The 23,882-nt window shown below is 63.1% G+C and carries 22 protein-coding genes; 16 read left to right on the top strand and 6 right to left on the bottom strand.

What is annotated here, in order from left to right; genetic code table 11:
* Nucleotides 1-168: 168 nt before the first annotated feature.
* Nucleotides 169-1,302 carry a YagK/YfjJ domain-containing protein gene (locus ACODS0_RS24145; protein WP_488837656.1) on the top strand — a complete coding sequence of 378 codons (1,134 nt, stop codon included), beginning with the start codon at nucleotides 169-171 and terminating at the stop codon, nucleotides 1,300-1,302.
* Here the strand turns inward: ACODS0_RS24145 and ACODS0_RS24140 are convergent, their stop codons facing one another.
* The 5 genes from ACODS0_RS24140 to ACODS0_RS24120 all read right to left on the bottom strand — a co-directional run bounded on the left by ACODS0_RS24140 (nucleotide 1,303) and on the right by ACODS0_RS24120 (nucleotide 6,099).
* The gene (locus tag ACODS0_RS24140) at nucleotides 1,303-2,013 is read right to left on the bottom strand and encodes a hypothetical protein (RefSeq protein WP_488837654.1); all 711 of its coding nucleotides are present in this window, start codon (nucleotides 2,011-2,013) and stop codon (nucleotides 1,303-1,305) included. It lies immediately after the preceding gene.
* Nucleotides 2,014-2,041: 28 nt separating this feature from the next.
* The gene (locus ACODS0_RS24135) at nucleotides 2,042-3,250 is read right to left on the bottom strand and encodes a tyrosine-type recombinase/integrase (protein WP_488837653.1); all 1,209 of its coding nucleotides are present in this window, start codon (nucleotides 3,248-3,250) and stop codon (nucleotides 2,042-2,044) included.
* A 274-nt stretch (nucleotides 3,251-3,524) separates the two neighbouring features.
* Nucleotides 3,525-3,956 (bottom strand): RNA-binding S4 domain-containing protein, encoded by a 432-nt coding sequence (locus tag ACODS0_RS24130; RefSeq protein ID WP_055400419.1) that lies wholly within the window; start codon nucleotides 3,954-3,956, stop codon nucleotides 3,525-3,527.
* Complete coding sequence (locus ACODS0_RS24125; protein ID WP_055400421.1) at nucleotides 3,953-5,419, bottom strand: sensor histidine kinase; 1,467 nt, start codon at nucleotides 5,417-5,419, stop codon at nucleotides 3,953-3,955. Before ACODS0_RS24125 ends, ACODS0_RS24130 begins: the two co-directional genes overlap by 4 nt.
* Entirely contained in the window at nucleotides 5,416-6,099 is a 684-nt protein-coding gene (locus ACODS0_RS24120) for a response regulator (RefSeq protein WP_488837650.1), read from the bottom strand. The genes ACODS0_RS24125 and ACODS0_RS24120 overlap by 4 nt, the downstream gene beginning before the upstream one ends.
* 125 nt (nucleotides 6,100-6,224) lie before the next feature.
* Here ACODS0_RS24120 and ACODS0_RS24115 point away from each other — a divergent pair, with 125 nt between their 5' ends.
* From ACODS0_RS24115 to ACODS0_RS24045, 15 genes are all read left to right on the top strand, one after another.
* Nucleotides 6,225-7,184, top strand: coding sequence for a Bug family tripartite tricarboxylate transporter substrate binding protein (locus ACODS0_RS24115; RefSeq protein WP_121419547.1), 960 nt, complete (start codon nucleotides 6,225-6,227; stop codon nucleotides 7,182-7,184).
* Between the two features lie 92 nt (nucleotides 7,185-7,276).
* Nucleotides 7,277-7,795, top strand: coding sequence for a tripartite tricarboxylate transporter TctB family protein (locus tag ACODS0_RS24110; RefSeq protein ID WP_055400468.1), 519 nt, complete (start codon nucleotides 7,277-7,279; stop codon nucleotides 7,793-7,795).
* Between the two features lie 12 nt (nucleotides 7,796-7,807).
* Nucleotides 7,808-9,313 (top strand): tripartite tricarboxylate transporter permease, encoded by a 1,506-nt coding sequence (locus ACODS0_RS24105; protein WP_055400425.1) that lies wholly within the window; start codon nucleotides 7,808-7,810, stop codon nucleotides 9,311-9,313.
* A 225-nt stretch (nucleotides 9,314-9,538) separates the two neighbouring features.
* Nucleotides 9,539-10,219 carry a DUF2325 domain-containing protein gene (locus tag ACODS0_RS24100; RefSeq protein ID WP_488837647.1) on the top strand — a complete coding sequence of 227 codons (681 nt, stop codon included), beginning with the start codon at nucleotides 9,539-9,541 and terminating at the stop codon, nucleotides 10,217-10,219.
* A 129-nt stretch (nucleotides 10,220-10,348) separates the two neighbouring features.
* Complete coding sequence (locus ACODS0_RS24095) at nucleotides 10,349-11,857, top strand: sigma-54 interaction domain-containing protein (protein ID WP_121506992.1); 1,509 nt, start codon at nucleotides 10,349-10,351, stop codon at nucleotides 11,855-11,857.
* 151 nt (nucleotides 11,858-12,008) lie between these two features.
* The gene (locus ACODS0_RS24090) at nucleotides 12,009-13,202 is read left to right on the top strand and encodes a substrate-binding domain-containing protein (RefSeq protein ID WP_121419552.1); all 1,194 of its coding nucleotides are present in this window, start codon (nucleotides 12,009-12,011) and stop codon (nucleotides 13,200-13,202) included.
* Nucleotides 13,203-13,377: 175 nt separating this feature from the next.
* Entirely contained in the window at nucleotides 13,378-14,853 is a 1,476-nt protein-coding gene (locus ACODS0_RS24085) for an extracellular catalytic domain type 2 short-chain-length polyhydroxyalkanoate depolymerase (protein ID WP_488837644.1), read from the top strand.
* A 64-nt stretch (nucleotides 14,854-14,917) separates the two neighbouring features.
* Entirely contained in the window at nucleotides 14,918-15,691 is a 774-nt protein-coding gene (locus ACODS0_RS24080; RefSeq protein WP_487256542.1) for an ABC transporter ATP-binding protein, read from the top strand.
* Entirely contained in the window at nucleotides 15,688-16,431 is a 744-nt protein-coding gene (locus ACODS0_RS24075) for an ABC transporter ATP-binding protein (RefSeq protein ID WP_121506991.1), read from the top strand. Before ACODS0_RS24080 ends, ACODS0_RS24075 begins: the two co-directional genes overlap by 4 nt.
* A gap of 115 nt (nucleotides 16,432-16,546) precedes the next feature.
* Complete coding sequence (locus ACODS0_RS24070) at nucleotides 16,547-17,536, top strand: branched-chain amino acid ABC transporter permease (protein WP_488837642.1); 990 nt, start codon at nucleotides 16,547-16,549, stop codon at nucleotides 17,534-17,536.
* A gap of 16 nt (nucleotides 17,537-17,552) precedes the next feature.
* Entirely contained in the window at nucleotides 17,553-18,626 is a 1,074-nt protein-coding gene (locus tag ACODS0_RS24065) for a branched-chain amino acid ABC transporter permease (protein WP_218299295.1), read from the top strand.
* 92 nt (nucleotides 18,627-18,718) lie between these two features.
* Nucleotides 18,719-20,887 (top strand): D-(-)-3-hydroxybutyrate oligomer hydrolase, encoded by a 2,169-nt coding sequence (locus ACODS0_RS24060; RefSeq protein ID WP_488837640.1) that lies wholly within the window; start codon nucleotides 18,719-18,721, stop codon nucleotides 20,885-20,887.
* A gap of 121 nt (nucleotides 20,888-21,008) precedes the next feature.
* Nucleotides 21,009-22,157, top strand: a complete 1,149-nt coding sequence (locus ACODS0_RS24055; RefSeq protein WP_488837660.1) for an ABC transporter substrate-binding protein — start codon at nucleotides 21,009-21,011, stop codon at nucleotides 22,155-22,157.
* 43 nt (nucleotides 22,158-22,200) lie between these two features.
* A complete protein-coding gene (locus tag ACODS0_RS24050) occupies nucleotides 22,201-23,067 on the top strand; it encodes an alpha/beta fold hydrolase (protein ID WP_121419559.1) in 867 nt (288 codons plus the stop codon).
* 80 nt (nucleotides 23,068-23,147) lie between these two features.
* Nucleotides 23,148-23,615, top strand: a complete 468-nt coding sequence (locus ACODS0_RS24045; RefSeq protein WP_094287412.1) for a DM13 domain-containing protein — start codon at nucleotides 23,148-23,150, stop codon at nucleotides 23,613-23,615.
* A gap of 24 nt (nucleotides 23,616-23,639) precedes the next feature.
* Here the strand turns inward: ACODS0_RS24045 and ACODS0_RS24040 are convergent, their stop codons facing one another.
* On the bottom strand, nucleotides 23,640-23,882 hold the full coding sequence (locus ACODS0_RS24040) for a glutaredoxin domain-containing protein (RefSeq protein ID WP_055400446.1): 243 nt from the start codon (nucleotides 23,880-23,882) through the stop codon (nucleotides 23,640-23,642).

The following is a 23,882-nucleotide window of genomic DNA, read 5'->3' as shown; positions in this document are numbered from 1 at the left end:
CTCATAGCTCAATCCTCTCAGAGAAAAGAGCCTCCTCAAAACCCGGGGCGGTTCAGGGCATAGAAGTAAGTCAGAACTAGCTATCGCGAGAGCGTACTTGTCCCACGGAAGAGAGACATGGAGTGGCTAGTCGCTCAATCGAGCACTGTAGCCTGGGGAGTTAAAAAGATGAGAAAGAAGATCACTGGAAATAGCAATCTGGATGCGTTTTCTCCCGTGTTTGTCAAGGACAAGGGGAAGAGGCTGAGGGTTTATGGATCTGATGAGAGCGAGGCGTTACGCCTGATGAAGGATCTGGAGAAAACCTGCGTTGCACTTTTCAAAGATAAAGATGTCGTCTTCACCTGTACGAAGGGGAAGCGACTGGCCTGCAGTCAGGCGGGGAGAGACCTTTACCGAATTGCCCGTAGCAATTTGCTCGCGCGCATTGAGGAAATATTTCCAGAGTTTCACTTCAACCCGTTTGTGAGGGCTGCCATCGAATCAATAAAAGCAGAGACGGGTGGCTTACAGCCCTATCCAGTAGAGGTTTACGAGTCATTCGGTGAGACGCAATCGATTGCTGACAGGATGAACAGAATCGTGGATCGTCTGCGCAAAACATTGAGCAACGAGAACTTCAAGGACACAATCCAGAACTATGAGAGAGCAGTTAATCAGAACAGAAGGTCCCTTTCACGTTTCGTTGATGCAATCTTTCGGCGGTATGCAAAAGTCTTGGTCATCAGATTGGACCTTTCCTATCTCAAATCCTCCTTGAGACCATTGGATGAGCAGAATCTCAGTTTTGAGGATGTTGCACGGCACCGTGAGAAACTCTTGGTTGATCTGCGAAAGATGTTCAGGGGAAAGATGATCAGTTATGTTTGGAAGCTGGAGTATGGTCCCATGAGGGGTTATCACTACCACACAGTCTTCTTCTTTGATGGGTCGCAATGTATGCAAGACATTGTGATTGCCAAACTCATCGGTGAACACTGGGAGAATGTGGTAACCGAGGGTGGTGGTGCATACTGTAACTGCAACTTAAAAAAGGAGCATTACCGGGTCGTAGGTATAGGAATGATTGAGTACGACAATTGGGACAAGATTAACAATCTTAAAAGCAGAACGCTGGAATACCTTGTAAAGGCTGACTACTACGTCAAATCAATAGCATGCACAAAAATGCGAACGCTAGGAAAGGGCGCTGCACCTAAGCCTGCCACCACACTCAGGGGGAGGCCGAGAGGGCGTGCTCGACCTGAGTTTGGGGTACGCTTCCCAATGCCTGCGTCGCTTGCAACCCTTCGACAACGTTAGTTAATAAAGAGCATCGAAATTGTCTGGGGCGGAGTGCTCCATGTACAGAGAACCCAGTTTTGTATCATTTTTTAGCCATCGACGAACATTTTCCTCGAGATTTTCGTACTTCGGCAGGGCTGTATATTTGGAATTTTTGTAGATTTCCTCAAAGACAGGTTCGGCATGCTTGAGGAGTTGTTTTATGTTTTTCCATCCATCGGGCGCGGGTTTCTTGTCAACAATGGTCGCGAATAAAGCCTCTATTAGAGGTAGCGTAGCGTCTTGATTTTTGGCCTTACCACCTTTTGCGCGATGATATCGTTCCACATCTTTGTGTGCAAGGTGGTCCTGTACCAATTCCCACGAATCGTAACATCCCAAGTAATATTGAGCTTGAGAGTAGTAGAGCAAAGCAGCATCCATTTTTTGTTTTTCATACCAGTAGAGGGTTAATCCCATGTACTTGATGTAAGCCTCAAATTGGTATTTCCTGTCGTACGCTTTGGCCTTCGTTAGGGCTGGGAAGTAGCCGAAGTCATCCGGTGTATTTCCTTTTTCAAAGGTGGCGACGATGCTTGTTACCCTTTCAAAGAGGTCTTCGCCGAATTTGGCTTTAAATTTTTCTGGAAATTCCTCTATTATCTTTTCAAGGGCGTCCGGCATTTGAGGGTTTCTTGTAACAGTCGGATGGAGTAGTTTGGAGATGGATTGCTTTGGATCTTTGGTCATAGCCGCTCCCGGAAAACAGACGCCACTTTCATTTTTGAGGAAGCCGGTGAACTACGAACGCCTCCCAAGCATTCATGAGTTCCCGTCTCTGCTCTAAGAGGTCAGTCCTATGGTAGGCTGCCTCCACCTTGTCTTTGATAGTGTGAGCCAATGACCGCTCCGCAAGGTCACGTGCAACCCCCTTCTCACTACACCAGTCCCGAAAGCTAGATCGGAAACCATGGGCCGTCGCCACCCTTCCAGGGGTGTCGCTGTGAGCCTTGAGCCTGCGCAGAAGCGACGTGATCGCCATGTCGGAGAGTTCGACTTGATCCCGTACCGAAGGAAACACCAGGGTTTCGTGCAGGCCCTTTTGTTCTTCAAGGATGGCCATCACCCGTGGAGACAGCGGGACGCGATGGGGAAACTTTGCCTTCATGCGCTCGGCAGGGATCGTCCAGACTTTGTTCTTGAGATCGACCTCGTTCCAAGTCATCCCACGCGCCTCGCCCGAGCGGCAGGCGGTCAGAATCACAAATTCAAGCAATGTGCGTGTCACCTCAGGTCGGTTGCCCGGCCTGAGGTGTTTCTGCGCGAATTCTGGAATGTCTTTCCAGGGCATGGCGGGATGGTGTTGCGTCCGCACTGCCTTGCCTGGCTGCTGCGCGAGCAGGTGTCCAACGACATCAACGGGGTTTGACTGGCAGTAACCGTGGGCCCAACCCCAGCCAATCACGGCATGGATGCGCTGTTTGACTCGGCTGGCTGTTTCTGCCTTGGTGAGCCAGATGGGCTTAAGTACCTCTGCAACGTCGCCTGGTTGGATCTCTTGCAGAAGTTTGCTCCCCAGCTTTGGGAAGACGTATTCCTGCAAGGTGTTGATCCATTGCTGACCATGCTTGGGGTTCTTCCAGCCAGGAAGAAGGTCTCCATGGAGTGTATGTGCGGCTTCTTTGAAGGTAGGGACCCGTGGTTTGTCTTCGATCTTTGCCTTCTCTTCCAACGGATCCTTGCCTTCGGCCAGTTCAATGCGCATAGCGGTCGCACGCTTGCCCACTTCCGCGATGCTTATCTCTGGGTATGTGCCAAGGCCCGCGTTTCGACGTTTGCCCGAAACGGGGCTGACGTATCGCAGGACCCACTTACCGTGGCCTTTGGTTTTGGAAGGGTGCAGAGCCAGGCCAGTGATGCCGCCGTGGGGAATTGCCGGATCGGTTGGCTTAATGCTCCGGGCTCTGGTGTCAGTGATCGTGGCCATTGGTGATGCTGAATAGTATGCCATTCAGTATGCCATCACATGCCTTTCTTTGTCGGTGGTTTTTGAACTCCGTTGGACGCTAGTTCCATAAAAAACAAAGACTTAGAGTTATTTTTTGTATGCCTCTGGTCATCCTTGAATGCCATCATGGCAGACTCCGTTTCCGCCAAGATAAAGCCCAAGTGATTCATTCACTTGGGCTTTTTTCTTGTGATGCATTCGTCTTGGCGCCTTGTCTGCCGCGCCTGGCGAATTCGCCTGACTCACGCTGCGCTCATTCGTCGATAGACGCGCTCCAGCGGCTGCCCCAATCGCCCCCCTTGTTGCTCACCTTGTCGATCTCGCGCCGATCCCGTTTGGTAGGGCGGCCTTCGTGCAGCGTGGCGGCGGGTTCTGGTGCCAGGCGGCGCAACTCCGCAGCCTTTTCGCGGGTGGCGATGCTATCGGGCGTTTCCTGGTACAGCTGTTGGGCGACAGGTGCCGGGCCGCGCGCTCCGCTCAGGCCCATCACCAGCACCGTACGGGCGACCGGCCCCTGGCGCAGCGCGACGGTATCGCCGCAGCGCAGGTCCCGCGCGGGTTTGGCCAGTTGGCCATTGACGGTGACGCGGCCTTTGCCGATTTCTTCGGTGGCCAGGCTGCGGGTTTTGTAAAAGCGCGCGCACCAGAGCCATTTGTCCAGCCGCATTGTCTCCAGGGTGTTCATGCCGGGGATTGTGCCGCGTGTGCGGGGTTGCCCATGTCAGCCGATGGCGCGGCCAGTGGCAGGCGCACCACGGCGTCCAGCCCTGTCAGTCTGCTGCCCACCATGCGGTTGGTTAAGGCGATGCTGCCACCGAGGGCTTGCACGATCTCATGGCAGATCGCCAGGCCCAGGCCGCTGCCCGCGCGCACGTCGCCGGCCGAAAAGGGCTGAAAGAGGCGTGTCGCCAGTTCGTCGTCGATGCCGGGGCCGTGGTCGCTGATGGTCAGCGCCACATGGTGGCTGTCGGTGCGCAGATCCACCGTGAGTTCACTGCCCTGTGGGGCGTGGCGCACAGCGTTGTGCAACAGGTTGCGGCTCAGCTCGCGCAGCATCCACTCATGAGCCTGCACCCGGGCGGGCTCGGTGTGTATGCCGAAATCCAGGTCGCGCTGGGCGATCAGTGGCGAGATTTCTAGCGCCACGGTACGCAGCATTTCGTCCAGCCGTGTGGTTGGTGGGGTGCTTTGCTGGCGCAGTTGCTCTACCTTGGCGAGGGCCAGCATCTGGTTGGCCAGCTGCGTTGCACGGTCCACGGTGTCGCTGATTTCATGCAGGGCCTGCTGGGGCTCCACGTCGCCGCGCAGGGCGGACTGCACCTGGGTCTTGAGCACTGCCAGCGGCGTGCGCAGTTGGTGCGAGGCATCCCGCACAAAGCGCTTCTGGTGTCGCAGCAGGTGGCGCAGGCGCTGCATGACCTCGTTGGTGGCATCGATGAGCGGCTGCAGTTCGCGCGGGGTGGAGGGAGCCGCGATGGGGCTCAGGTCGCCCTCCCTGCGCCCTTGTAGCTGCAGGCTCAGCTGCCGCACAGGGTGGATGGCCCGCTGCACCACCAGCACCACGGTCAACGCGATCACGGCGACGAGCAGGGCCTGGCGCAGCAGGGTGTTGCGCAGAATCTGCAAGGCCAGGGTTTCGCGCACCTCCAGGGTTTCGGCCACCTGGATCACGGCCATGGTGCGGCCTTCCGAGCTGGCCACGGGCTGCAGCAGCACGGCCACGCGCACATCGCGCTCCCGAAAGCGGTCGTCATAGAAATCCACCAATGCCGCATACGGCGGGCGGGCCGGTATCTGGCCGCGCCATACCGGCAGTTCGGCAAATCCAGAAACCAGGTCGCCTTGCAAGGTGGACACGCGGTAGAACATCTGGCTCTGGTTGTCCGCCTCAAAGGCTTCCAGCGCGGAGTAGGGCACCGTGGCGCGCAACTCTGCCGCTTCGTCGTAGCCCCGCACATCGAGTTGCTCGCTGATGCTTTTGGCCGATGCCAGCAGGGTGCGGTCATAGGCCGTATTGAGCGAGGCCAGGGTCTGCTGGTAGAGGCTGTAGGTGTTGAACCCGATGAACAGCACCACCGGCAGCAGAATGCCCAGCAGCAGGCGCCTGCGCAACGAAGGGTGGCGGCCAGAGTCCGTTGCAGCGCTCATGTGTCGGCCCGTAGCAGGTAGCCCAGCCCGCGCAGGGTCATCAGCGTGAGGCTCGTGCCTGCCAGCTTCTTGCGCAGGCGGTACACCACGACCTCAATGGCCTCGTACTGCACATCCAGCTGGCCGGGGAACACCAGTTCGTACAGCCGCTCCTTCGTTACAGCGTGGCCGGGCTGGGCGAGCAGAGCGTGCATCAGTGCCAGTTCGCGCGGTGTCAGCTCCATCACTTCGCCATTCAGGTAGAGCGCGCCGCTGTCCTTGTCGTAACGGATGGCGCCGATCTGCACGGTGCTGGGCGCCAGCGGCGCCACGGTGGGATCTGCGCTGCGCCGCACCAGGGCGCGCAGGCGCGCCTCCAGCTCGTCCAGGTCAAAGGGTTTGGGCAGGTAGTCATCGGCACCCGCGTTCAGGCCCATCACGCGGTCGCCCACAGTGCCGCGTGCAGTGAGGATGAGCACGGGGGTGCGCAGCCCGCGCGAGCGCGCCTGCTGCAGCACCTGCAGGCCGTCGAGCCCGGGCAGGGTCAGGTCCAGGATCACCGCGTCGGGCTGCCGTGCGGCCCACTGGCTGAGCGCCGCGCGGCCGTCGCCCACGGCGGTGACTTCCATGCCACGGCGTGTCAGGGCGCGGTGCAGCGTGGCTTGCATGGTGGGGTCGTCTTCAACAAGAAGCAATTGCATGCGCGGCACCATAGCACCGTCTCATCGGCCCGGTCGCATGAGTGTTTTCCCTGAGTTCATGGACAGCCGTTTGACAGGCAGGGCGCGCATCATCGAGCGGTTCGCAAACCTTACAAGGAGACACCATGCGTCGCGATACCTTCCTCAAATCAATGGCTGCCATGGCCGCCGCAGGCGTGTTGCCTGTGTCGGCCCAGAGCGCTCCGGCCCTCAAGATGATGATTCCCGCCAACCCCGGCGGTGGCTGGGATTCCACCGGCCGTGCCCTGGGCAAGGCCATGCAGGATGCGGGCGCAGCGGCGTCGGTGTCCTATGACAACAAGGGTGGCGCCGCTGGTGCGATCGGTCTGGCCCAGTTCGTCAATGCCAGCAAGGGCGATCCCAACGCGATGATGGTGATGGGCGCCGTGATGCTGGGCGGCATCATCACCGGCAAGCCGCCGGTCGGCCTGGACAAGGTCACGCCCCTGGCGCGCCTGACCAGCGAATACAACGTGTTCGTGCTGCCCGCCAACTCGCCTTTCAAGACCATGAAGGATGTGGTGGACCAACTCAAGAAGGACCCCGGCAGCGTGAAGTGGGGCGGTGGTTCGCGCGGCTCTACCGAGCACATTGCGGCAGCCATGATTGCGCGCGAAGTGGGCGTGGACCCCGCCAAGATCAACTACGTGGCGTTCCGTGGGGGTGGTGAGGCCACCGCCGCCATCCTGGGCGGCAACGTCACCGTGGGCGGCAGCGGCTACAGCGAGTTTGCCGAGTACATCTCTGCGGGCAAGATGCGTGCGGTGGGTGTCACCTCGGGCTCGCGCCTTAAGGGCGTGAACGTGGCCACGCTCAAGGAGCAGGGCATCAACGTGGAAATCGGCAACTGGCGTGGCGTGTATGGCGCGCCCGGCATCACGGCCGAGCAGCGCAAGGCACTGATCGACGCCCTGTCCAAGACCTTCAAGCACAAGGCCTGGCAGGATGCCATGGAGAAGAACGGCTGGACCCCTGCATGGATGGCGGGTGACGAGTTTGCCAACTTTGTGGACGCCGAGTTCGCCAGCATGCGCGCCACGATGGCCAAGTCTGGAATGATCTGATCTGAGACAAGCAAGCAGGTCAAGGCGCTGGCTGCGCGCCCCTGACAGGGGTGTGCGGCCATGCCGCCGACCGCTCGGTGCGAAAGAAAAACATGACACAACAACATTCATCGCGCTCCAAGCCTTTGCAGACCCTGATCGGTGCGGGGCTGGTGGTGCTGGCGCTGTGCCTGGCCTGGGGGGCCAGTTCGGTCAGCTCTGAGGCTGGCTATGGCGGTGTAGGCCCCAATTTCTTTCCCTGGGTGGTCAGCATTGCCATCCTGATTTGTGGTGTGCTTTGCGTGGTGCACGCGCTGACAGGCGGGTTTCGCGACCTGGAAGAAGGGTCCGGCGACACGCACGCCCACTGGAAGGGCTTCATCTGGGTGTCGGCCGGGCTGCTGCTCAATGCCTTGCTCATCACCACGCTGGGCTTCATCCTGAGTTGCGCACTGTGCTTTGTGCTGTCGGTGCGGGGCTTCAGGAGTTCGGAAGGCGAGTTGGACCTGCGCCTGCAGGCCTGGATCAAAGACTCCGCCATCGGCGTGGCCGTGTCTGCGCCCGTGTTCTGGATGTTTACGCAATTGCTGGCCATCAACCTGCCCGGCCTGACCAATACGGGGTGGCTGTAAAGCCTGCATGTTATGGATACCTTAAACCTTTTGATGCAGGGTTTTGCGACCGCTGCAACACCCATTAACCTGATGTGGGCCTTTGTGGGCTGCATCATCGGCACCGCCGTGGGCGTGTTGCCTGGCATTGGCCCGGCCGTGGCCGTGGCCATGTTGCTGCCCATCACCGTCAAGGTCGAGGCCACGGCCTCCATGATCTTCTTTGCGGGCATCTACTACGGCGCCATGTACGGCGGCTCCACCACGTCCATTTTGCTCAATACGCCCGGTGAGGCCGGGTCCATGGTCACGGCCATGGAGGGCAACAAGATGGCCAAAAGCGGCCGCGCCGGTGCGGCGCTGGCCACCGCTGCCATTGGCTCGTTTGTGGCGGGCACCATTGCCACCATCCTGGTCACGTTCTTTGCGCCCCTGGTCGCGGAATACGCTGTGCGCCTTGGTCCGCCCGAATACTTCATGCTGATGGTGCTGGCCTTCACCACCGTGAGCGCGGTGCTGGGCAAGAGCACGCTGCGTGGCATGGTCGCGCTGTTCGTTGGCCTGGCCATGGGCCTCATTGGTATCGACCAGCTCACCGGGCAAGCCCGCTACACCGGCGGTGTGCCAGAGTTGATGGACGGCATCGAGGTCGTGCTGATCGCCGTGGGCCTGTTTGCCGTGGGCGAAGCCCTGTACAACGTGATGTACGAGGGCCGCACCGACGAAACGCAGAACCGCCTGACCAGCACGCACATGACCAAGGAGGAGTGGAAGCGCTCTTGGCCTGCGTGGATTCGCGCCACGTTCATCGGTTTTCCGTTTGGCACCGTGCCCGCTGGCGGTAGCGAGATCCCGACCTTCCTGAGCTACGCCGCTGAAAAAAAGCTGAGCAAGAACCCCGAAGAGTTCGGCACCACCGGCGCCATCGAAGGTGTGGCCGGCCCCGAAGCCGCCAACAACGCGGCCATCACGGCCACGCTGATCCCGCTGCTCACGCTGGGCATTCCCACATCGAATACCACGGCCATCCTGCTTGGCGCGTTCCAGAACTACGGCATCCAGCCCGGCCCCCAGCTGTTTGACACCAACGGTGCGCTGGTGTGGGCGCTGATCGCGTCGATGTACATCGGCAACGTGATGCTGCTCATCCTGAACCTGCCTTTGGTGGGCCTGTGGGTCAAGCTGCTGAACATTCCCAAGTCATACCTGTACGCGGGCATTCTGGTGTTCTCCACGCTCGGTGTGTATGGCATGCGCCAAAGCGCGTTCGACCTGGTGCTGCTGTACGCCATTGGCCTGCTGGGCGTGGTGATGCGCCGCTTTGACTTCCCGGCTGCGCCGGTGGTGGTGGGCATGATCCTGGGTCCCTTGGCGGAAGCCCAGATGCGCAATGCCGTGGCCATTGGCGAAGGCAAGTGGAGCATCTTCGTGGAGCGTCCAGGCTCGCTGACCCTGATCGTCATCGTGCTGGCCGTGCTGATCGTGCCGCGCCTGCTGCGGCGCTGGGCGGCGCGCAAGCTGGCATTGGTGCAGACCTGACCGGCGCGCAGCGCGCGCCCTTCACCCAAAAAAAACCGCGCTGCAATGGCGCGGTTTTTTGTTTCTTGGGGCACCCGTTGGCACGAATGTTTTTTCAGCATCTGCGCAAGCCAGACACCGGGGGCTGGACGCCCCCGGTGCCCTCCCCACCAAGGTGACTTGCGTGCTCACAAGCCGTGGATCGTACCATAAAATGCGAATAGTTCTTATTTGCAAAGGTGGCGCATGCATTCACTTCCGCAAGAGTTTCTGGCACTTTGCCGCCAATTGGGCGATGTGCAAAAGCGCTGCAGTGCCACGGTGGCAGCCCAGGCGGCACAGATCGATGCCCTCCAGGCCCAGGTGCTGCGGCTGCGTGCCGAGGTGATCGTGCGGGACACGCGCATGGCCATGGCGCAGGATGCGCTGGCGCAGTGGAAAGCGGCCCACCCCAGCCTGCCGCGCCGCAAGGCGATGGCCCGCCACATCAGCATGCTGGCCGAGCGCATTGCCAGTCTGTCGCGCGAATGCCTGCGCTGGCGGCTGGCGGCCGAGGCGCCCGCCCAGCCCGTGCAGCCCGAAGGTAGTCTGGGCGTGGCAGGCCATCCTTCTGCGGCCAAGGGCAAAGGCTGCGCCGAGCCCGATGCCGCGCCGGACGGCACCCTGGACGCCAATCTGGCCGCTGCCGACCTGGTGATCTGCCAGACGGGCTGCATCAGCCATGACGAGTACTGGCGCGTGCAGGACCACTGCCGCCGCACGGGCAAGCCCTGCATCCTGGTGGACCAACCCCTGGCCGTGCGCGAGGCTGAGGCGCTGGCCGCCGTTCAGCCCATGGTGGTTCTGCGCATGACGCGCGCGCAGAGCCCGGTGGGCAATGCACAGGCGACCGACGGGTATGTGGTTCTGGATAAAAATAGCCTCTAGCGCTTGATGATATTGTGCTCATAGCTATAAAAATAGTAGCATCTGGATTTGCAGGTAAATGCGCGGCAGCTGCGCGGTGACAGCGGCGTGACTGTTCTTCGGCCCACCCCGCCGCGCTACCATCCGCAGATGCCTTTGCTCACCGATGACGCCCCCGCACTGCCGCTGGATGCCCAGGGCATCCTGGAACTGGCGGCACGCTCCATGTTTCAGCTGTTCTCCAGCGTCAGCCAGGGCATGTTCCTGGTGGACCGCAGCGGGCGCATCGTGTGGGTGAACGAGGGCTACCAGCGTTTTCTGCCCGACCTTGGGTTCTCTTCGGTGGACCAGTTTGTCGGCCGCACGGTGGAAGAGGTGATCCCCAACACCCAGATGCGCCGCGTGCTGGAGACCGGCCAGCCCGTGCTGATTGACCTGCTCACCAACAAGGCTGGCACCTTCGTGGTCAGCCGCATCCCGCTGCGCGACGATGCGGACCGCGTGATCGGCGCCATCGGCATCGTGCTGTTCGACCACCCCGAGACCACGCTGCAGCCGCTGATCAGCAAGTTTGCCCTGCTGCAGCGCGACCTGGACGATGCCCGGCGCGAGCTGGCCAGCCAGCGGCGGCGCAGCCTGACGGTGGCGGGTGACGGCGAGCGGCGGTCCAAATACACCTTTGCCAGCTTCATCGGGTCGAGCCCCGCTGCGGCCGAGGTCAAGCGCCAGGCACGCCGTGCAGCGCAGTCCACCAGCCCGGTGCTGCTGCTGGGCGAGACAGGCACCGGCAAAGAGCTGCTGGCCCACGCCATCCACGCTGCATCCAGCCGTGCAAGCGGCCCGTTTGTCAGCGTCAACATCGCTGCCGTGCCCGACACGCTGCTGGAGGCCGAGTTCTTTGGCGTGGCGCCCGGCGCCTACACCGGCGCGTCGGCCAAGGGGCGCGATGGCAAGTTCAAGCTGGCCGATGGCGGCACGCTGTTCCTCGACGAAATCGGCGATATGCCCCAAAGCCTGCAGGCCAAGCTGCTGCGCGCGCTGCAGGAAGGGGAGATCGAGCCGCTGGGCAGCAACAAGCTCGTGCCCTTCAACGTACGCATCCTGGCCGCCACCTCGCGCGATCTGGCTGGCCTGGTGCGTGAAGGCAGGTTCCGCGAAGACCTGTTTTACCGCCTGCACGTGCTGCCGGTGCGCGTGCCACCACTGCGTGCGCGGCGCAGTGACATTCCGGCACTGGTCGAGGCTCTGGGCGATGACCTGGCGCTGCGCAACGGCACGCCACCGCCCGAGCTGCTGCCCGAGGCCATGGCCTTGCTCGCTGGCCAGCCCTGGCGCGGCAACATCCGCGAGCTGCGCAACGTGCTGGAGCAGGCCGTGATGCGCAGCGAGGGCCAGTCCATCGACGCGGCGCAGCTCGAACGCATCCTGCGCGAAGCGGGCGTGGAGCCCGCCGCGCCGGTGCAGGACACCACCGCCGTGGTGGTCGAGGCCGAGGACGAGTCGCGCTACCTGCGGCCCCTGGCCGAGCAGGTGGCCGAACTGGAGCAGCGGGCCATCCATGCCGCCATGAAGGCCCATGGTGGCAACAAGCTGGCCACGGCGCGGCAGCTCGGTATCTCACGCGCCACGCTCTATGGACGCCTGGAAAACCCTGAATAAATTTCAGGCAATTGTCTGAAATTTAGACATTTATTGTGTATTGAATTCAGGCATTGCCTCCAGTGTGTGAGGAAAAGCTTCTTTGAAATCAAGCACTTGGCTGTTGGCACAGACTGTGCAATAAAGAAGCATCACAACAGGAGACATCGCCATGCACCGTCGCACTCTGGTCGCCCTCGCTTCCGCAGCCGTTACCGCCGCCACACTTTCCGCCCCCGCATTCGCACAGACCGGCGAAATCCGCATTGCCCACGTGTACAGCAAGACCGGCCCTCTGGAGGCCTATGGCAAGCAGACCCAGACTGGCCTGATGATGGGACTGAACTACGCCACCGGCGGCAGCATGACGGTCAATGGCAAGAAGCTGGTGGTGATCGAGAAAGACGACCAGGGCAAGCCCGACCTGGGCAAGAGCCTGCTGGCCACCGCGTACTCTGACGACAAGGCCGACATCGCCGTCGGCCCCACCGCATCGGGCGTGGCCCTGGCCATGCTGCCGGTGGCCGAGGAATACAAAAAGATCCTGCTGGTCGAGCCCGCCGTGGCCGACTCGATCACCGGCGACAAGTGGAACAAGTACATCTTCCGCACGGGCCGCAACAGCAGCCAGGATGCCATCTCCAACGCCGTGGCGGTGGACAAGGAAGGCGTGACCATTGCCACCCTCGCGCAAGACAACGCGTTTGGCCGCGATGGCGTGAAAGCCTTCAAGGACTCGGTCAAGAAGGCCAAGCTTGCCCACGAGGAATACCTGCCCGCTGCCACCACCGACTTCACCGCCGGTGCCCAGCGCCTGATCGACAAGCTCAAGGACCAGCCCGGCCGCAAGATCATCTGGGTGGTCTGGGCCGGTGCAGGCAACCCCTTCAAGATCGCCGACATGGACTTGAAGCGCTATGGCATCGAGATCTCCACGGGCGGCAACATCCTGCCCGCCATGGCCGCGTACAAGAACTTCCCCGGCATGGAAGGCGCTACGTACTACTACTTCGGCATCCCCAAGAACCCCGTGAACGAAGCCCTGGTGGCTGCGCATTACAAGGAGTTCAAGACTCCGCCAGACTTCTTCACCGCCGGTGGTTTCAGCTCGGCCATGGCGCTGGTCACGGCGCTCAAGGCCACGGGTGGCGACACCAACACCAACAAGCTCATCAAGACCATGGAGGGCATGAGCTTTGACACCCCCAAGGGCAAGATGACTTTCCGCAAGGAAGACCACCAGGCCATGCAGAGCATGTACCACTTCAAGATCAAGGTGGACCCGGCCTTTGCCTGGGGCGTGCCCGAACTGGTGCGCGAGATCAAGCCTGAAGAAATGAACGTGCCGATTCGCAACAAGCGATAAGCCGGTCTTTTCGATGCGTTAGCGAGGCCCGTCGGACAGGATCACCGTCCTGCTCCTTCGGGGTTCATCCCGCAGGGGCGGCCGCCCCTCTTTTTCCAGTGAATTGATGCATGAACCCCCGGATTACACGGGGGCTGGGTCAGACTTTCTCAAAATTATTTGGAGACAAGACAACATGGCTTTCAATTTCATCCGGGCGGCAGCAGCAGGGGCAGCCTTGGCACTGTGCGCCTCGGGCGGCGCGTACGCAGCGGTCAACCTCCCCGCCCTCAAGATCGACAAGACGCAGACCACCGTTTCCGGCCTGTCCTCGGGCGGCTTCATGGCCGTGCAGCTGCATGTGGCGTACTCGGCCACGTTTGCCAAAGGCGTGGGGGTGGTGGCGGGCGGCCCGTTCTATTGCGCTGAGGGCTCAGTCGTCAATGCCACGGGGCGCTGCATGGCCAGCCCCACGGGTATTCCCACCAGCACGCTGGTGAACACCACCAACACCTGGGCCGGCCAGGGCGTGATCGACCCCGTGGCCAACCTGCAGAACTCCAAGGTCTACCTGTTCTCGGGCACGCTCGACAGCGTGGTCAAGACGGGGGTGATGGATGCACTGCGCACCTACTACAACAGCTTCGTGCCAGCGGCCAACGTGGTCTACAAGAAGGACATCGCATCAGAGCACGCGATGGTGACGGACGACTATGGCAACGGCTGCTCCACCAAGGGTGCTCCCTACATCAGCGACTGCAACTTCGACTTGGCAGGCGCCATGCTGCAGCACCTGTACGGCACGCTGAACGCACGCAACAACGCCACGCTGCCCAGCGGCAATTTCATCGAGTTCAACCAGAGCGAATTCATCACCAACCACGGCATGGCCACCACCGGCTGGGCCTATGTGCCCCAGGCCTGCCAGGCGGGTGGCACGGCCACCTGCAAGCTGCATGTGGTGCTGCATGGCTGCAAGCAGAACGTGAACGACGTGCAGCAGCAGTACGTGCGCAACACGGGCTACAACCGCTGGGCCGACAGTAACAACATCGTGATGCTGTACCCGCAGACCAGCCTGGCCGCCACCAACAGCTGCTGGGACTGGTGGGGCTATGACAGCGCCAACTATTCCAAGAAGTCCGGCCCGCAGATGGCTGCCATCAAGGCCATGGTGGACCGCGTGGGAAGCGGCGGAACCACCAACCCGCCGGTGGACCTGCCAGCCCCCACGGGCGTGAGCACCTCGGGCGCCACGGCCAGCAGCATGGCGATTGGCTGGAACGCCGTGAGCGGAGCGGCCAGCTACAACGTGTACCGCAATGGCAACAAGACCAATGCGCTGCCCGTGACTGCCACGAACTTCACCGACACCGGCCTGGCCGCATCCACCACCTACAGCTGGACGGTGCGTGCCGCTGATGGCAACGGCGCCGAGGGCGCCTTGTCCGCCGCTGCATCCGGCACCACGCTGGCCGCATCGGGCGGCGGCACGGGCACCTGCACCACGGCCAGCAACTACGCCCACACCATGGCGGGCCGTGCCTACGTGTATGGCGGCTACACCTTCGCGCTGGGTTCCAACCAGAGCATGGGGCTGTGGAACATCTTTGTGAACAACACGCTGAAACAAACCAGCCCCAACTACTACGTCATCGGAACTTGCCCTTGACGTGAAAAAGGGGGCGGCCGCCCCCTCGACCAACGATGACTACCGTGAAAGTGAACCACCACCCATGAGCACCTTGGCCACCAAGGACTTGACCATCCGCTTTGGCGGCCACGTGGCGGTCAATGCCGTGACCTGCTCTTTCGAGCCCGGCACGCTGACCGCCATCGTGGGCCCCAATGGCGCGGGCAAGACCACGTACTTCAACCTCATCTCGGGGCAACTCAAGGCCACCAGCGGCAGCGTCACGCTGGGCGGGCAGGACCTGACCGGGCAGTCCGTCTCGGCACGCACGCATGCGGGCCTGGGCCGGGCGTTCCAGCTCACCAACCTGTTCCCCAACCTCAGCGTGCTGGAGAACGTGCGCCTGGCCGTGCAGGCCACGCAAGAGGGCAAGCACCGCCGGGGCCTGAACCTGTGGAGCATCTGGAGCGACCACCGTGCGCTGACCGAGCGTGCTGAATCCATCCTGCAGACGGTGGCCATGTACGAGCGTCGCGACACGCCCGTGGCCAGCCTGCCGCATGGCGACCAGCGCAAGCTCGAAGTGGCGCTGCTCATGGCGCTGGAGCCGCAGGTCTACATGTTCGACGAGCCCACGGCCGGCATGAGCCACGACGAGGCGCCCGTGATCCTGAACCTGATCCGCGCGCTGAAGAAGGACAAGACCAAGATCATCCTGCTGGTGGAGCACAAGATGGACGTGGTGCGCGAGCTGGCCGACCGCATCATCGTGCTGACCAACGGCACGCTGGTGGCCGACGGCCCACCGGCCGAGGTGATCGCATCGCCCGTGGTGCAGGAAGCCTACCTCGGTGTGACGAAGGAGGCCGCCGTATGACCACCACCAGCAACAACACGGGCAACCTGCTCGAACTCCAGGGCGTGCACACGCACATCGGCGCGTACCACATCCTGCACGGCGTGGATCTGGCCGTGCCCAAGGGCCAGCTCACCATGCTGCTGGGCCGCAACGGCGCGGGCAAGACGACCACGCTGCGCACCATCATGGGCCTGTGGCATGCGTCCAAAGGCTCGGTCCACTTTGCAGGCAAAGACATCACGGCGCTGAACACCCCGCAGATCGCGGGCATGAACATCGCCTACGTGCCCGAGAACATGGGCATCTTTGCCGACCTCACGGTGAAGGAAAACATGCTGCTGGCCGCCCGCAGCGCGCGCAATGCCGCGCAGATGGACGAGGCACGGCTGCAGTGGATCTTCAAGCTCTTCCCCGCCGTGGAGAAGTTCTGGAACCACCCGGCCGGCAAGCTCAGCGGCGGGCAAAAGCAGATGGTGGCCGTGAGCCGCGCCATCGTCGAGCCGCGCGACCTGCTCATCGTGGACGAGCCCAGCAAGGGCCTGGCGCCCGCCATCATCAACAACATGATCGAGGCGTTCGACCAGCTCAAAAAGAGCGGCGTGACCATCCTGCTGGTCGAGCAGAACATCAACTTTGCCAAGCGGCTCGGCGACACCGTGGCCGTGATGGACAACGGCCAGGTGGTGCATGCAGGCAGCATGGCTGCGCTGGCCGAAGACGAAGCACTGCAGCGCTCGCTGCTGGGGTTGGCACTATGAGTTTTGCACCAGATTTCAAGCCTTTTGGGCTGCTAGCGCTTGATGGTAAAGCGCAATCAGCTATTAAAAATGTAGCAAATGCGCAGATGTCGCCTGCCATGCAAGGAGGCCGCGTATGAGCGCCATCACCCGTGACTTCGACTGGAAGCCCCTGGCCCTGGTGCCCGCGCTCGCGCTGCTGGTGCTGCCCTTCATCGGCTCACCCAGCACCTGGCTCACGCTAACCGTGGCGGGCCTGGCCATGGGCATGATCATCTTCATCATCGCCTCGGGCCTCACGCTGGTGTTCGGCCTGATGGACGTGCTCAACTTCGGCCACGGCGTGTTCATCGCCTTGGGCGCCTTCGTGGCCACCAGCGTGCTGGGCGCCATGGGCGACTACACCCAAAGCGCTGACCTGTGGCGCAACCTGATGGCGGTGCTGCCCGCCATGCTGGTGGCCATGGCCGTCGCCGGGGCGGTGGGCCTGGCGTTCGAGCGCTTCATCGTGCGGCCCGTGTACGGCCAGCACCTGAAGCAGATCCTCATCACCATGGGCGGCATGATCATCGGCGAAGAACTCATCAAGGTCATCTGGGGCCCCGCGCAGATCCCGCTGCCGCTGCCCGAAGCCATGCGCGGTTCGCTGCTGGTGGGCGACGCCGCCATCGAAAAATACCGCCTGATCGCCGTGGCGGTGGGCCTGGTGGTCTTCGGCGTACTGGCCTGGACGCTGTCGCGCACCAAGGTCGGCCTGCTCATCCGCGCTGGCGTGCAAGACCGCGAGATGGTGGAGAGCCTGGGCTACCGCATCCGCCGCCTGTTCGTGGGCGTGTTCGTGGTGGGCTCGGCCCTGGCGGGCCTGGGCGGCGTGATGTGGGGGCTTTACCAGCAGAACGTGATCCCGCAGATGGGCGCACAGGTCAATGTGCTGATCTTCATCGTGATCATCATCGGAGGCCTCGGCAGCACGGGTGGCGCGCTCATTGGCGCGCTGCTGGTGGGGCTGATGGCCAACTACACCGGCTTCCTGGTGCCCAAAGTGGCGCTGTTCTCCAACATCGCGTTGATGGTGGCCATCTTGCTCTGGCGTCCCCAGGGTTTCTATCCAGTTGCCAACCGCTGATGAGGAGTTTCTAGAAATGTTGAACCGACTTCTCTCTGGCGACTACCCGCGCAGCAAGGTGCTGGCGGTGATCCTGGTGGCTATCCTCATCGGGCTGGCGTTTGCCCCGTTCCTATTCCCGGGCGTCAAGGCGCTGTCGGTGGCGGCCAAGGTGCTGATCTTTGTGGTGCTGGTCGCCAGTTTTGACCTGCTGCTGGGCTACACCGGCATCGTGAGCTTTGCGCACACCATGTTCTTTGGCATCGGGGCCTATGGCATCGCAGTGGCCACCACGCGCCTGGGTCCCACCTGGACGGCGCTGGGCGTGGGCATTGGTGGCGCGCTGCTGCTGTCCCTGCTGCTGTCGCTGGCGGTGGGGCTGTTCTCGCTGCGCGTGCGAGCCATCTTCTTTGCCATGATCACGCTGGCGGTGGCGGCGGCGTTCCAGACGCTGGCCTCGCAGCTGTCCGACATCACCGGCGGTGAAGACGGTCTGACCTTCAAGGTGCCCGAATTCCTGTCGCCAAGTTTCGAGCCCTTCGAAGAGCCCTTTCTGGGCGTGACCATCGACGGGCGCCTGATCTGCTACTACCTTCTGTTCGTCACCGCGGTGGCGCTGGTGCTGGCCCTGCTGCGCATCGTCAACTCGCCGTTTGGCCGCGTGCTGCAGGCCATCCGCGAGAACGAATTCCGTGCAGAGGCCATTGGCTACCGCGTGGTGGTGTACCGCACTACATCGAGCGTGCTGTCGGCCCTGTTCGCCACGCTGGCAGGCTGCATGCTGGCGCTCTGGCTGCGCTACAACGGGCCGGACACTTCGCTGAGCTTCGAAATCATGATGGACTGCCTGCTCATCGTGGTGATCGGTGGCATGGGCACCATCTATGGCTCTGCCATCGGGGCGGTGCTCTTCCTGGTGGCGCAAAGCTACCTGCAAGACTTGCTGCGGCTAGGCAGCGAGGCTGCCACGGGTCTGCCCTGGCTGTCGGCATTGCTCTCGCCTGACCGCTGGCTGCTGTGGCTGGGAGTGCTCTTTGTTCTTTCGGTCTATTACTTCCCTACCGGTGTGGTGGGGCGCCTGCGCGCGGCAGCTGCGCGCAAGGCGGGGTGAGTGGCCCCGGCCGCGCCAGACGACCGGCGTGGCCTGGGTGTGTGGGTGAGCTGTGCAACCAGAAGCAAAGAAAAACTCCAGGAGACAAGCACATGAAGATGAACATCAAGAACCCGCGTTTCCGTCCCCTTTCTCGTCCCCTTTCTCGTCCGTTCCTGCCCGCAGCGCTGGCCGCTGCGGTGCTGGCTGCCTGCGGTGGCAGCAGTGGCGACAGTGACGCCCCCAACACCAAGCCCGGCTACCTCGGCACCATCAGCGAGACCACGTACGACGGCGCCAGCAATGACCTGCTCACGGCGGGCCTGGGAGCCACGGGCCTGGCCGCTGCCGCGCCCCCTGCGTTTGCTGATCCCCTCAAGCCCACGGCGGCCGAGCTGCGCCGCACGGCCATCCACACCAACTACCGCGCCATGCTCGACATGACGGCGGCCGGCGGCTACGGCACGCTTTATGGTCCCAATGTGGATGCGCAGGGCAAGGTCACCACGGGCGAAGGCAAGGTTGCGGGCACCGAATACATCGCGTTTGCCGACGACGGCACGGGCCGCAAGAACGTCACCCTCATGGTGCAGGTGCCCGCCAGCTTCGACCCCAAGAAGCCCTGCATGATCACCGCCACCACCTCGGGCTCGCGCGGCGTGTACGGCGGCATTTCCACCGGAGAGTGGGGCCTCAAGAAGGGCTGCGCCGTGGCCTACTCGGACAAGGGCACGGGCGGCGCGCCGCACGACCTCATGAACGACACCGTGCCGCTGATCGACGGCACACGCACCACGGCCGCCGCAGCGGGCAAGGCCGCAGCCTTCAACGCAGGCCTCACGGCCACCGAGCTGGCCGCCTTCAACACCGCCACCCCCAATCGCTTTGCGTTCAAGCACGCGCATTCGGGCCAGAACTCTGAAAAGGATTGGGGCACCACCACCTTGCAGGCCGTGGAGTTTGGCTACTACGTGCTCAACCAGCGCTACGGCGCCACCGACGCAGCGGGCCAGCGCCTCAAGACGCTGACCCCGGCCAACACCATCGTGATCGCATCGAGCATCTCCAACGGCGGTGGCGCGGCCATTGCGGCGGCCGAGCTGGACACGCAGGGCCTGATCAGCGGCGTGGCCGTGTCCGAGCCCGCCATCGAGATGCCCACCAACCCCGGCGTCACGGTGCGCCGTGGCAGCGCCGATGTGGCTGTCACCGGCAAGACGCTGGTGGACTTCACCACCTACGCCAACCTCTACCAGGCCTGCGCGTCGCTTGCGCCCTCGGTCAGCACCAGTCCGTTTGCCGCCGCGTTTGCGGCCGGGTTTGCCAGCGCTGCGTTGCCCATAGCGCCCAACCGCTGCGCGTCGCTCAAGGCGGCAGGACTGCTCGCTGCCAGCACCATGCCCGCGCAGGCCGAAGAGGCATTGCAAAAGCTGCGCGCCTACGGTTGGGAGCCCGAGTCCAACGACCTGCATGCCTCCATGGCCGCGTTTGAAGTGTCCCCCGCCGTGGCCGTGACCTTTGCCAACGGCCTCTCGCGTGCCAGCGTGCAGGACAACCTCTGCGGCTTCAGCTACGCTGCCACGGCGGCAACCGGCGGGGTCACCCCGCTGGCCGCCGCTGCATTGCCAGGCATGTTTGCCACCGGCAACGGCGTGCCTCCCTCGGGCGGCATCAACCTGGTCAACAACCTCGGCAAGCTGGGCCCGGCGCGCGACTTCCTCTCGGTGTCGGACGCCGGTGTCGCCGACTGGAACCTGAGCGGCGCGCTGTGCCTGCGCAACCTCGTCACCGGCAATGACGCCGCTGCCAAGAAGCTGCAGGCTGGTGTGGACGAAACCCGCCGCAACGGCAACCTGCGCGGCAAGCCCGCTGTGATCGTGCATGGCCGTGCCGATGCGCTGCTGCCGGTGAGCCACACCTCGCGCCCATACGCCGCGCTGAACAAGAAGGTCGAAGGCGCCGCCAGCAAGCTCAGCTATATGGAAGTGGTCAACGCCCAGCACTTCGACAGCTTCATCGGCCTGCCCACGGTGCTGCCGGGCTATGACAGCCGCTACGTGCCGCTGCATGTGTACCTGAACCACGCGCTCGACGCCGTGTACGACCACCTCGCCAGCGGCAAGGCGCTGCCCGCCAGCCAGGTGGTGCGCACCGTGCCACGCGGTGGCGCACCGGGCGGCGCCCCGGCCATCACCGCCGCCAACGTGCCGCCGCTGGCTACCACGCCTGCTGCCGCCAACGCCATCGCCATCACGGCGGGCGCCATTGCCATCCCCGACTGACCCAAGGAGCTTTGCCCGACGACACACCGTCACCGCCGCCCACCGGGCACGCGTGGGGGCCATCGGCCCTTGCGCCGCCCGTGGGCGCGGCTGCAAGCAACACAAACAGGGGATGAACCGAATGGACAAGGTCAAGACATGGAGCCGCCGTGCGGCGGCAGCACTGGCGGTGCTGTGGGGCGGGGCCACGGCGCCCTCGCTGCACGCCGCCGAGATTGTGGTGGGGCAGGTGGCACCGCTCACCGGCGTGCTGGCCAGCACTGGCGCACAGATGGTGCTGGGCGGCAAGATCTACTTTGACTGGGTGAACGCCCAGGGCGGCGTGCACGGCGCGACCATCCGCCAGGAGGTGGCCGACGACGCTTACAAGGTGGCCGACACCGTGAAGCTCACCCGCGAGATGCTGGCCAAGCCCGAGGTGGTGGCGCTGTATGGCTTTGCGGGCACGGCCAACATCACCCAGCTGCTGGCAGACGGCGTGTTGCAAGAGGGCGGTGCGGCGCTGGTGGCGCCTTACACGGGGGGCGAATCGCTGCGCAACCCGTTCAACCCCTGGATCTTTCATGTGCGCGCAGGCTATGTCGATGAGACCGAGCACATGGTGCAGCAGCTCACCACCCTGGGCATGAACCGTGTGGCCGTGATGTACCAGGACGACGGTTTTGGCAAGGCGGGCCTGGCGGGGGTGGAGGCTGCCTTGGCCAAGCGCAACCTCAAGCTCGTGGTAGCAGCAGGCTACGAACGCAATACCGACAAGGTCGATGAAGCCGTCAAAGCCATCAAGGCCGCCGATGTGCACGCGGTCATCATGATCGCGGTGAACAAGCCTTCGGCGGCCTTTATCCAGCGCTACCGCGAGCAGGGCGGTGGCGCGCAGCTCTACAACATCTCGGTGGTGGACCCGACCGAGCTGGTCAAGCTCGCGGGCCTTAAGAACGCGCACGGCCTGGGCATCAGCCAGGTGGTGCCGTACCCCTACCGGCCCCAGTTGCCAGTGGTGCGTGAATACCAGTCGCTGCTCAAGAAATACGCCCCCGAGGCCGAGGTCAACTACACCAGCTTCGAGCAGTTTCTGGGCGCCAAGGTGCTGGTCGAGGCCCTGCGCCGTGCCGGGCCCGCGCCCACGCGCGCCAAGGTCGTCAAGGCGCTGGAGTCTCTGCAGAGCTTTGACCTCGGCGGCATCACGCTGGGCTACTCCCCCACCAACCGCATCGGCTCACGGTATGTCGAGGTCACTGTCATTGGCAGCAATGGCCGCCTCATGAAGTGAGCCACCGATCCTTTTTTATTCTTTGTTCCACAAGGTCGCCATCATGTCCCCCACCTCGCGCTACCTCACCTGCGCTGGCTATGAAATCCACACCACGGAGTGGGGTGCGCCCGACGCGCCGGTGGTGATTGCCTGGCACGGCTTGGCGCGCACCGGGCGCGACATGGACCCCCTGGCCGCCCACCTGGCGTCACGCTACCGCGTGATCTGCCCCGACACCCTGGGCCGAGGCCTGAGCCAGTGGGCGCGTGCACCGCAGGACGAATACCGGCTCTCGTTCTACGCGCGCATTGCGGCCGATCTGTTCGACCAACTAGGTGTCGAGAAAGCGCACTGGGTGGGCACTTCGATGGGCGGGGCCATCGGCACCGTGTGCGCCTCGGGTTTGTTCGAGCCGCAGCTCAAGGGCCGCATCCAGAGCCTGCTTCTCAACGACAACGCCCCGCGCCTGGCCGACGCCGCGCTGGAGCGCATCAAGGCCTACGCAGGCCACCCGCCCGCGTTCGACACGGTGCGGGAGCTGGAGGCGTTCTTCCGGCAGGTCTACACGCCCTACGGCTGGCTCAGCGATGCGCAGTGGCGCCTGCTGACCGAGAGCAGCACCCGCCGCCTGCCCGACGGCCGCGTGACGCCGCATTACGACCCGGCCATGGTGCAGCAGTTCACCCACCACACCAACGACTACCTGATCTGGGACCACTACGACGCGCTCGACATCCCCGTGTTGTGCCTGCGTGGCGAAGAGTCGGACCTGGTGCTGCGCGACACCACCGCCGAGATGCTGACCCGGGGCCCCGGCGCACGTGGCCTGGCGCAGGTGGTGGAGGTGCCCGGCTGCGGCCACGCGCCCGCGCTCAATGTGCCGGAGCACTACGCACTGGTGGATGGCTTTCTGGCCCGCGCATCCTGAGCGGACAGCGGGGAGCTGCGCAGCGTTGAACGGGAGGGCGCGGCGCAGTACATTGGGCTCAGTCCACTGAACCCGTTGCCATGAAACCTCTGCTGCTCATCGCCTCGCACCTGCTCACCCTGGTCATCGGGTTTGCGCTGGGTGTGTATGTGCTGCCGATCCTGATCGCGCCCGACGCCCCCACGCTGCAGCAAATCCAGTCAAGCCAGCCCGCTGCGCAATGGACTGCCACGTTCCGCCGTGACCTGAAAGACAGCGACGCCCTGCACTGGGGCGAAGGCGCCGTGTCCATCAGCCCGCAGGCCATCAGCCTAGTGGGCAAGCTGGCCCCGGGGCCGGACTACAAGCTCTACCTGTCGCCCGAGTTTGTCGAGACCGAGGCCGACTTCAAACGCCTCAAGCCCCAGATGCTGCGCGTGGGCGATGTGAAGACGTTCAACAACTTCATCGTCCCGCTGCCGCAGGGCGTGGACCCGGCCAAGTTCAACACGGTGATTGTGTGGTGCGAAACCTTCAGCGAGTTCATCACCGCTGCGAAGTACCAATAACCAGGGGACGGACGAAAGCGGGTGTCACTGGCCGATCTGCGCCAGCGCAGCCTGCAGCCCCGCCAGCCCGCCCACGCGCTGGTTGTTGATGAAGATCTGCGGCATCTGCCGCACCGAAGGCCCGCACTTGGCATAAAACGCCAGGCGCTCGGCCTCGTCGTCGATCTTGATTTCCTCAAAAGGCAGGGAGCGCGACTGCAGCAGCTTCTTGGCCGAATCGCATTGGGGGCAGGCGGATTTGGAGTAAACGGTGATTTGAAAAGTCAT

It is taken from the genome of Acidovorax sp. FG60 (genome assembly GCF_057808995.1).
This window is presented reverse-complemented; position numbering and strand designations above follow the sequence as displayed.

Bases quoted from the DNA above. Each gene is read 5' to 3' on its own strand.
- ACODS0_RS24140 (WP_488837654.1), bottom strand. From the start codon at position 2,013: ATGACCAAAGATCCAAAGCAATCCATCTCCAAACTACTCCATCCGACT.
- ACODS0_RS24055 (WP_488837660.1), top strand. From the start codon at position 21,009: ATGGACAAGGTCAAGACATGGAGCCGCCGTGCGGCGGCAGCACTGGCG.
- ACODS0_RS24130 (WP_055400419.1), bottom strand. From the start codon at position 3,956: ATGAACACCCTGGAGACAATGCGGCTGGACAAATGGCTCTGGTGCGCG.
- ACODS0_RS24135 (WP_488837653.1), bottom strand. From the start codon at position 3,250: ATGGCCACGATCACTGACACCAGAGCCCGGAGCATTAAGCCAACCGAT.
- ACODS0_RS24145 (WP_488837656.1), top strand. From the start codon at position 169: ATGAGAAAGAAGATCACTGGAAATAGCAATCTGGATGCGTTTTCTCCC.
- ACODS0_RS24085 (WP_488837644.1), top strand. From the start codon at position 13,378: ATGGCTTTCAATTTCATCCGGGCGGCAGCAGCAGGGGCAGCCTTGGCA.
- ACODS0_RS24060 (WP_488837640.1), top strand. From the start codon at position 18,719: ATGAAGATGAACATCAAGAACCCGCGTTTCCGTCCCCTTTCTCGTCCC.
- ACODS0_RS24080 (WP_487256542.1), top strand. From the start codon at position 14,918: ATGAGCACCTTGGCCACCAAGGACTTGACCATCCGCTTTGGCGGCCAC.
- ACODS0_RS24120 (WP_488837650.1), bottom strand. From the start codon at position 6,099: ATGCAATTGCTTCTTGTTGAAGACGACCCCACCATGCAAGCCACGCTG.
- ACODS0_RS24110 (WP_055400468.1), top strand. From the start codon at position 7,277: ATGACACAACAACATTCATCGCGCTCCAAGCCTTTGCAGACCCTGATC.
- ACODS0_RS24105 (WP_055400425.1), top strand. From the start codon at position 7,808: ATGGATACCTTAAACCTTTTGATGCAGGGTTTTGCGACCGCTGCAACA.
- ACODS0_RS24075 (WP_121506991.1), top strand. From the start codon at position 15,688: ATGACCACCACCAGCAACAACACGGGCAACCTGCTCGAACTCCAGGGC.
- ACODS0_RS24065 (WP_218299295.1), top strand. From the start codon at position 17,553: ATGTTGAACCGACTTCTCTCTGGCGACTACCCGCGCAGCAAGGTGCTG.
- ACODS0_RS24040 (WP_055400446.1), bottom strand. From the start codon at position 23,882: ATGACTTTTCAAATCACCGTTTACTCCAAATCCGCCTGCCCCCAATGC.
- ACODS0_RS24115 (WP_121419547.1), top strand. From the start codon at position 6,225: ATGCGTCGCGATACCTTCCTCAAATCAATGGCTGCCATGGCCGCCGCA.
- ACODS0_RS24090 (WP_121419552.1), top strand. From the start codon at position 12,009: ATGCACCGTCGCACTCTGGTCGCCCTCGCTTCCGCAGCCGTTACCGCC.
- ACODS0_RS24070 (WP_488837642.1), top strand. From the start codon at position 16,547: ATGAGCGCCATCACCCGTGACTTCGACTGGAAGCCCCTGGCCCTGGTG.
- ACODS0_RS24125 (WP_055400421.1), bottom strand. From the start codon at position 5,419: ATGAGCGCTGCAACGGACTCTGGCCGCCACCCTTCGTTGCGCAGGCGC.
- ACODS0_RS24045 (WP_094287412.1), top strand. From the start codon at position 23,148: ATGAAACCTCTGCTGCTCATCGCCTCGCACCTGCTCACCCTGGTCATC.
- ACODS0_RS24100 (WP_488837647.1), top strand. From the start codon at position 9,539: ATGCATTCACTTCCGCAAGAGTTTCTGGCACTTTGCCGCCAATTGGGC.
- ACODS0_RS24095 (WP_121506992.1), top strand. From the start codon at position 10,349: ATGCCTTTGCTCACCGATGACGCCCCCGCACTGCCGCTGGATGCCCAG.
- ACODS0_RS24050 (WP_121419559.1), top strand. From the start codon at position 22,201: ATGTCCCCCACCTCGCGCTACCTCACCTGCGCTGGCTATGAAATCCAC.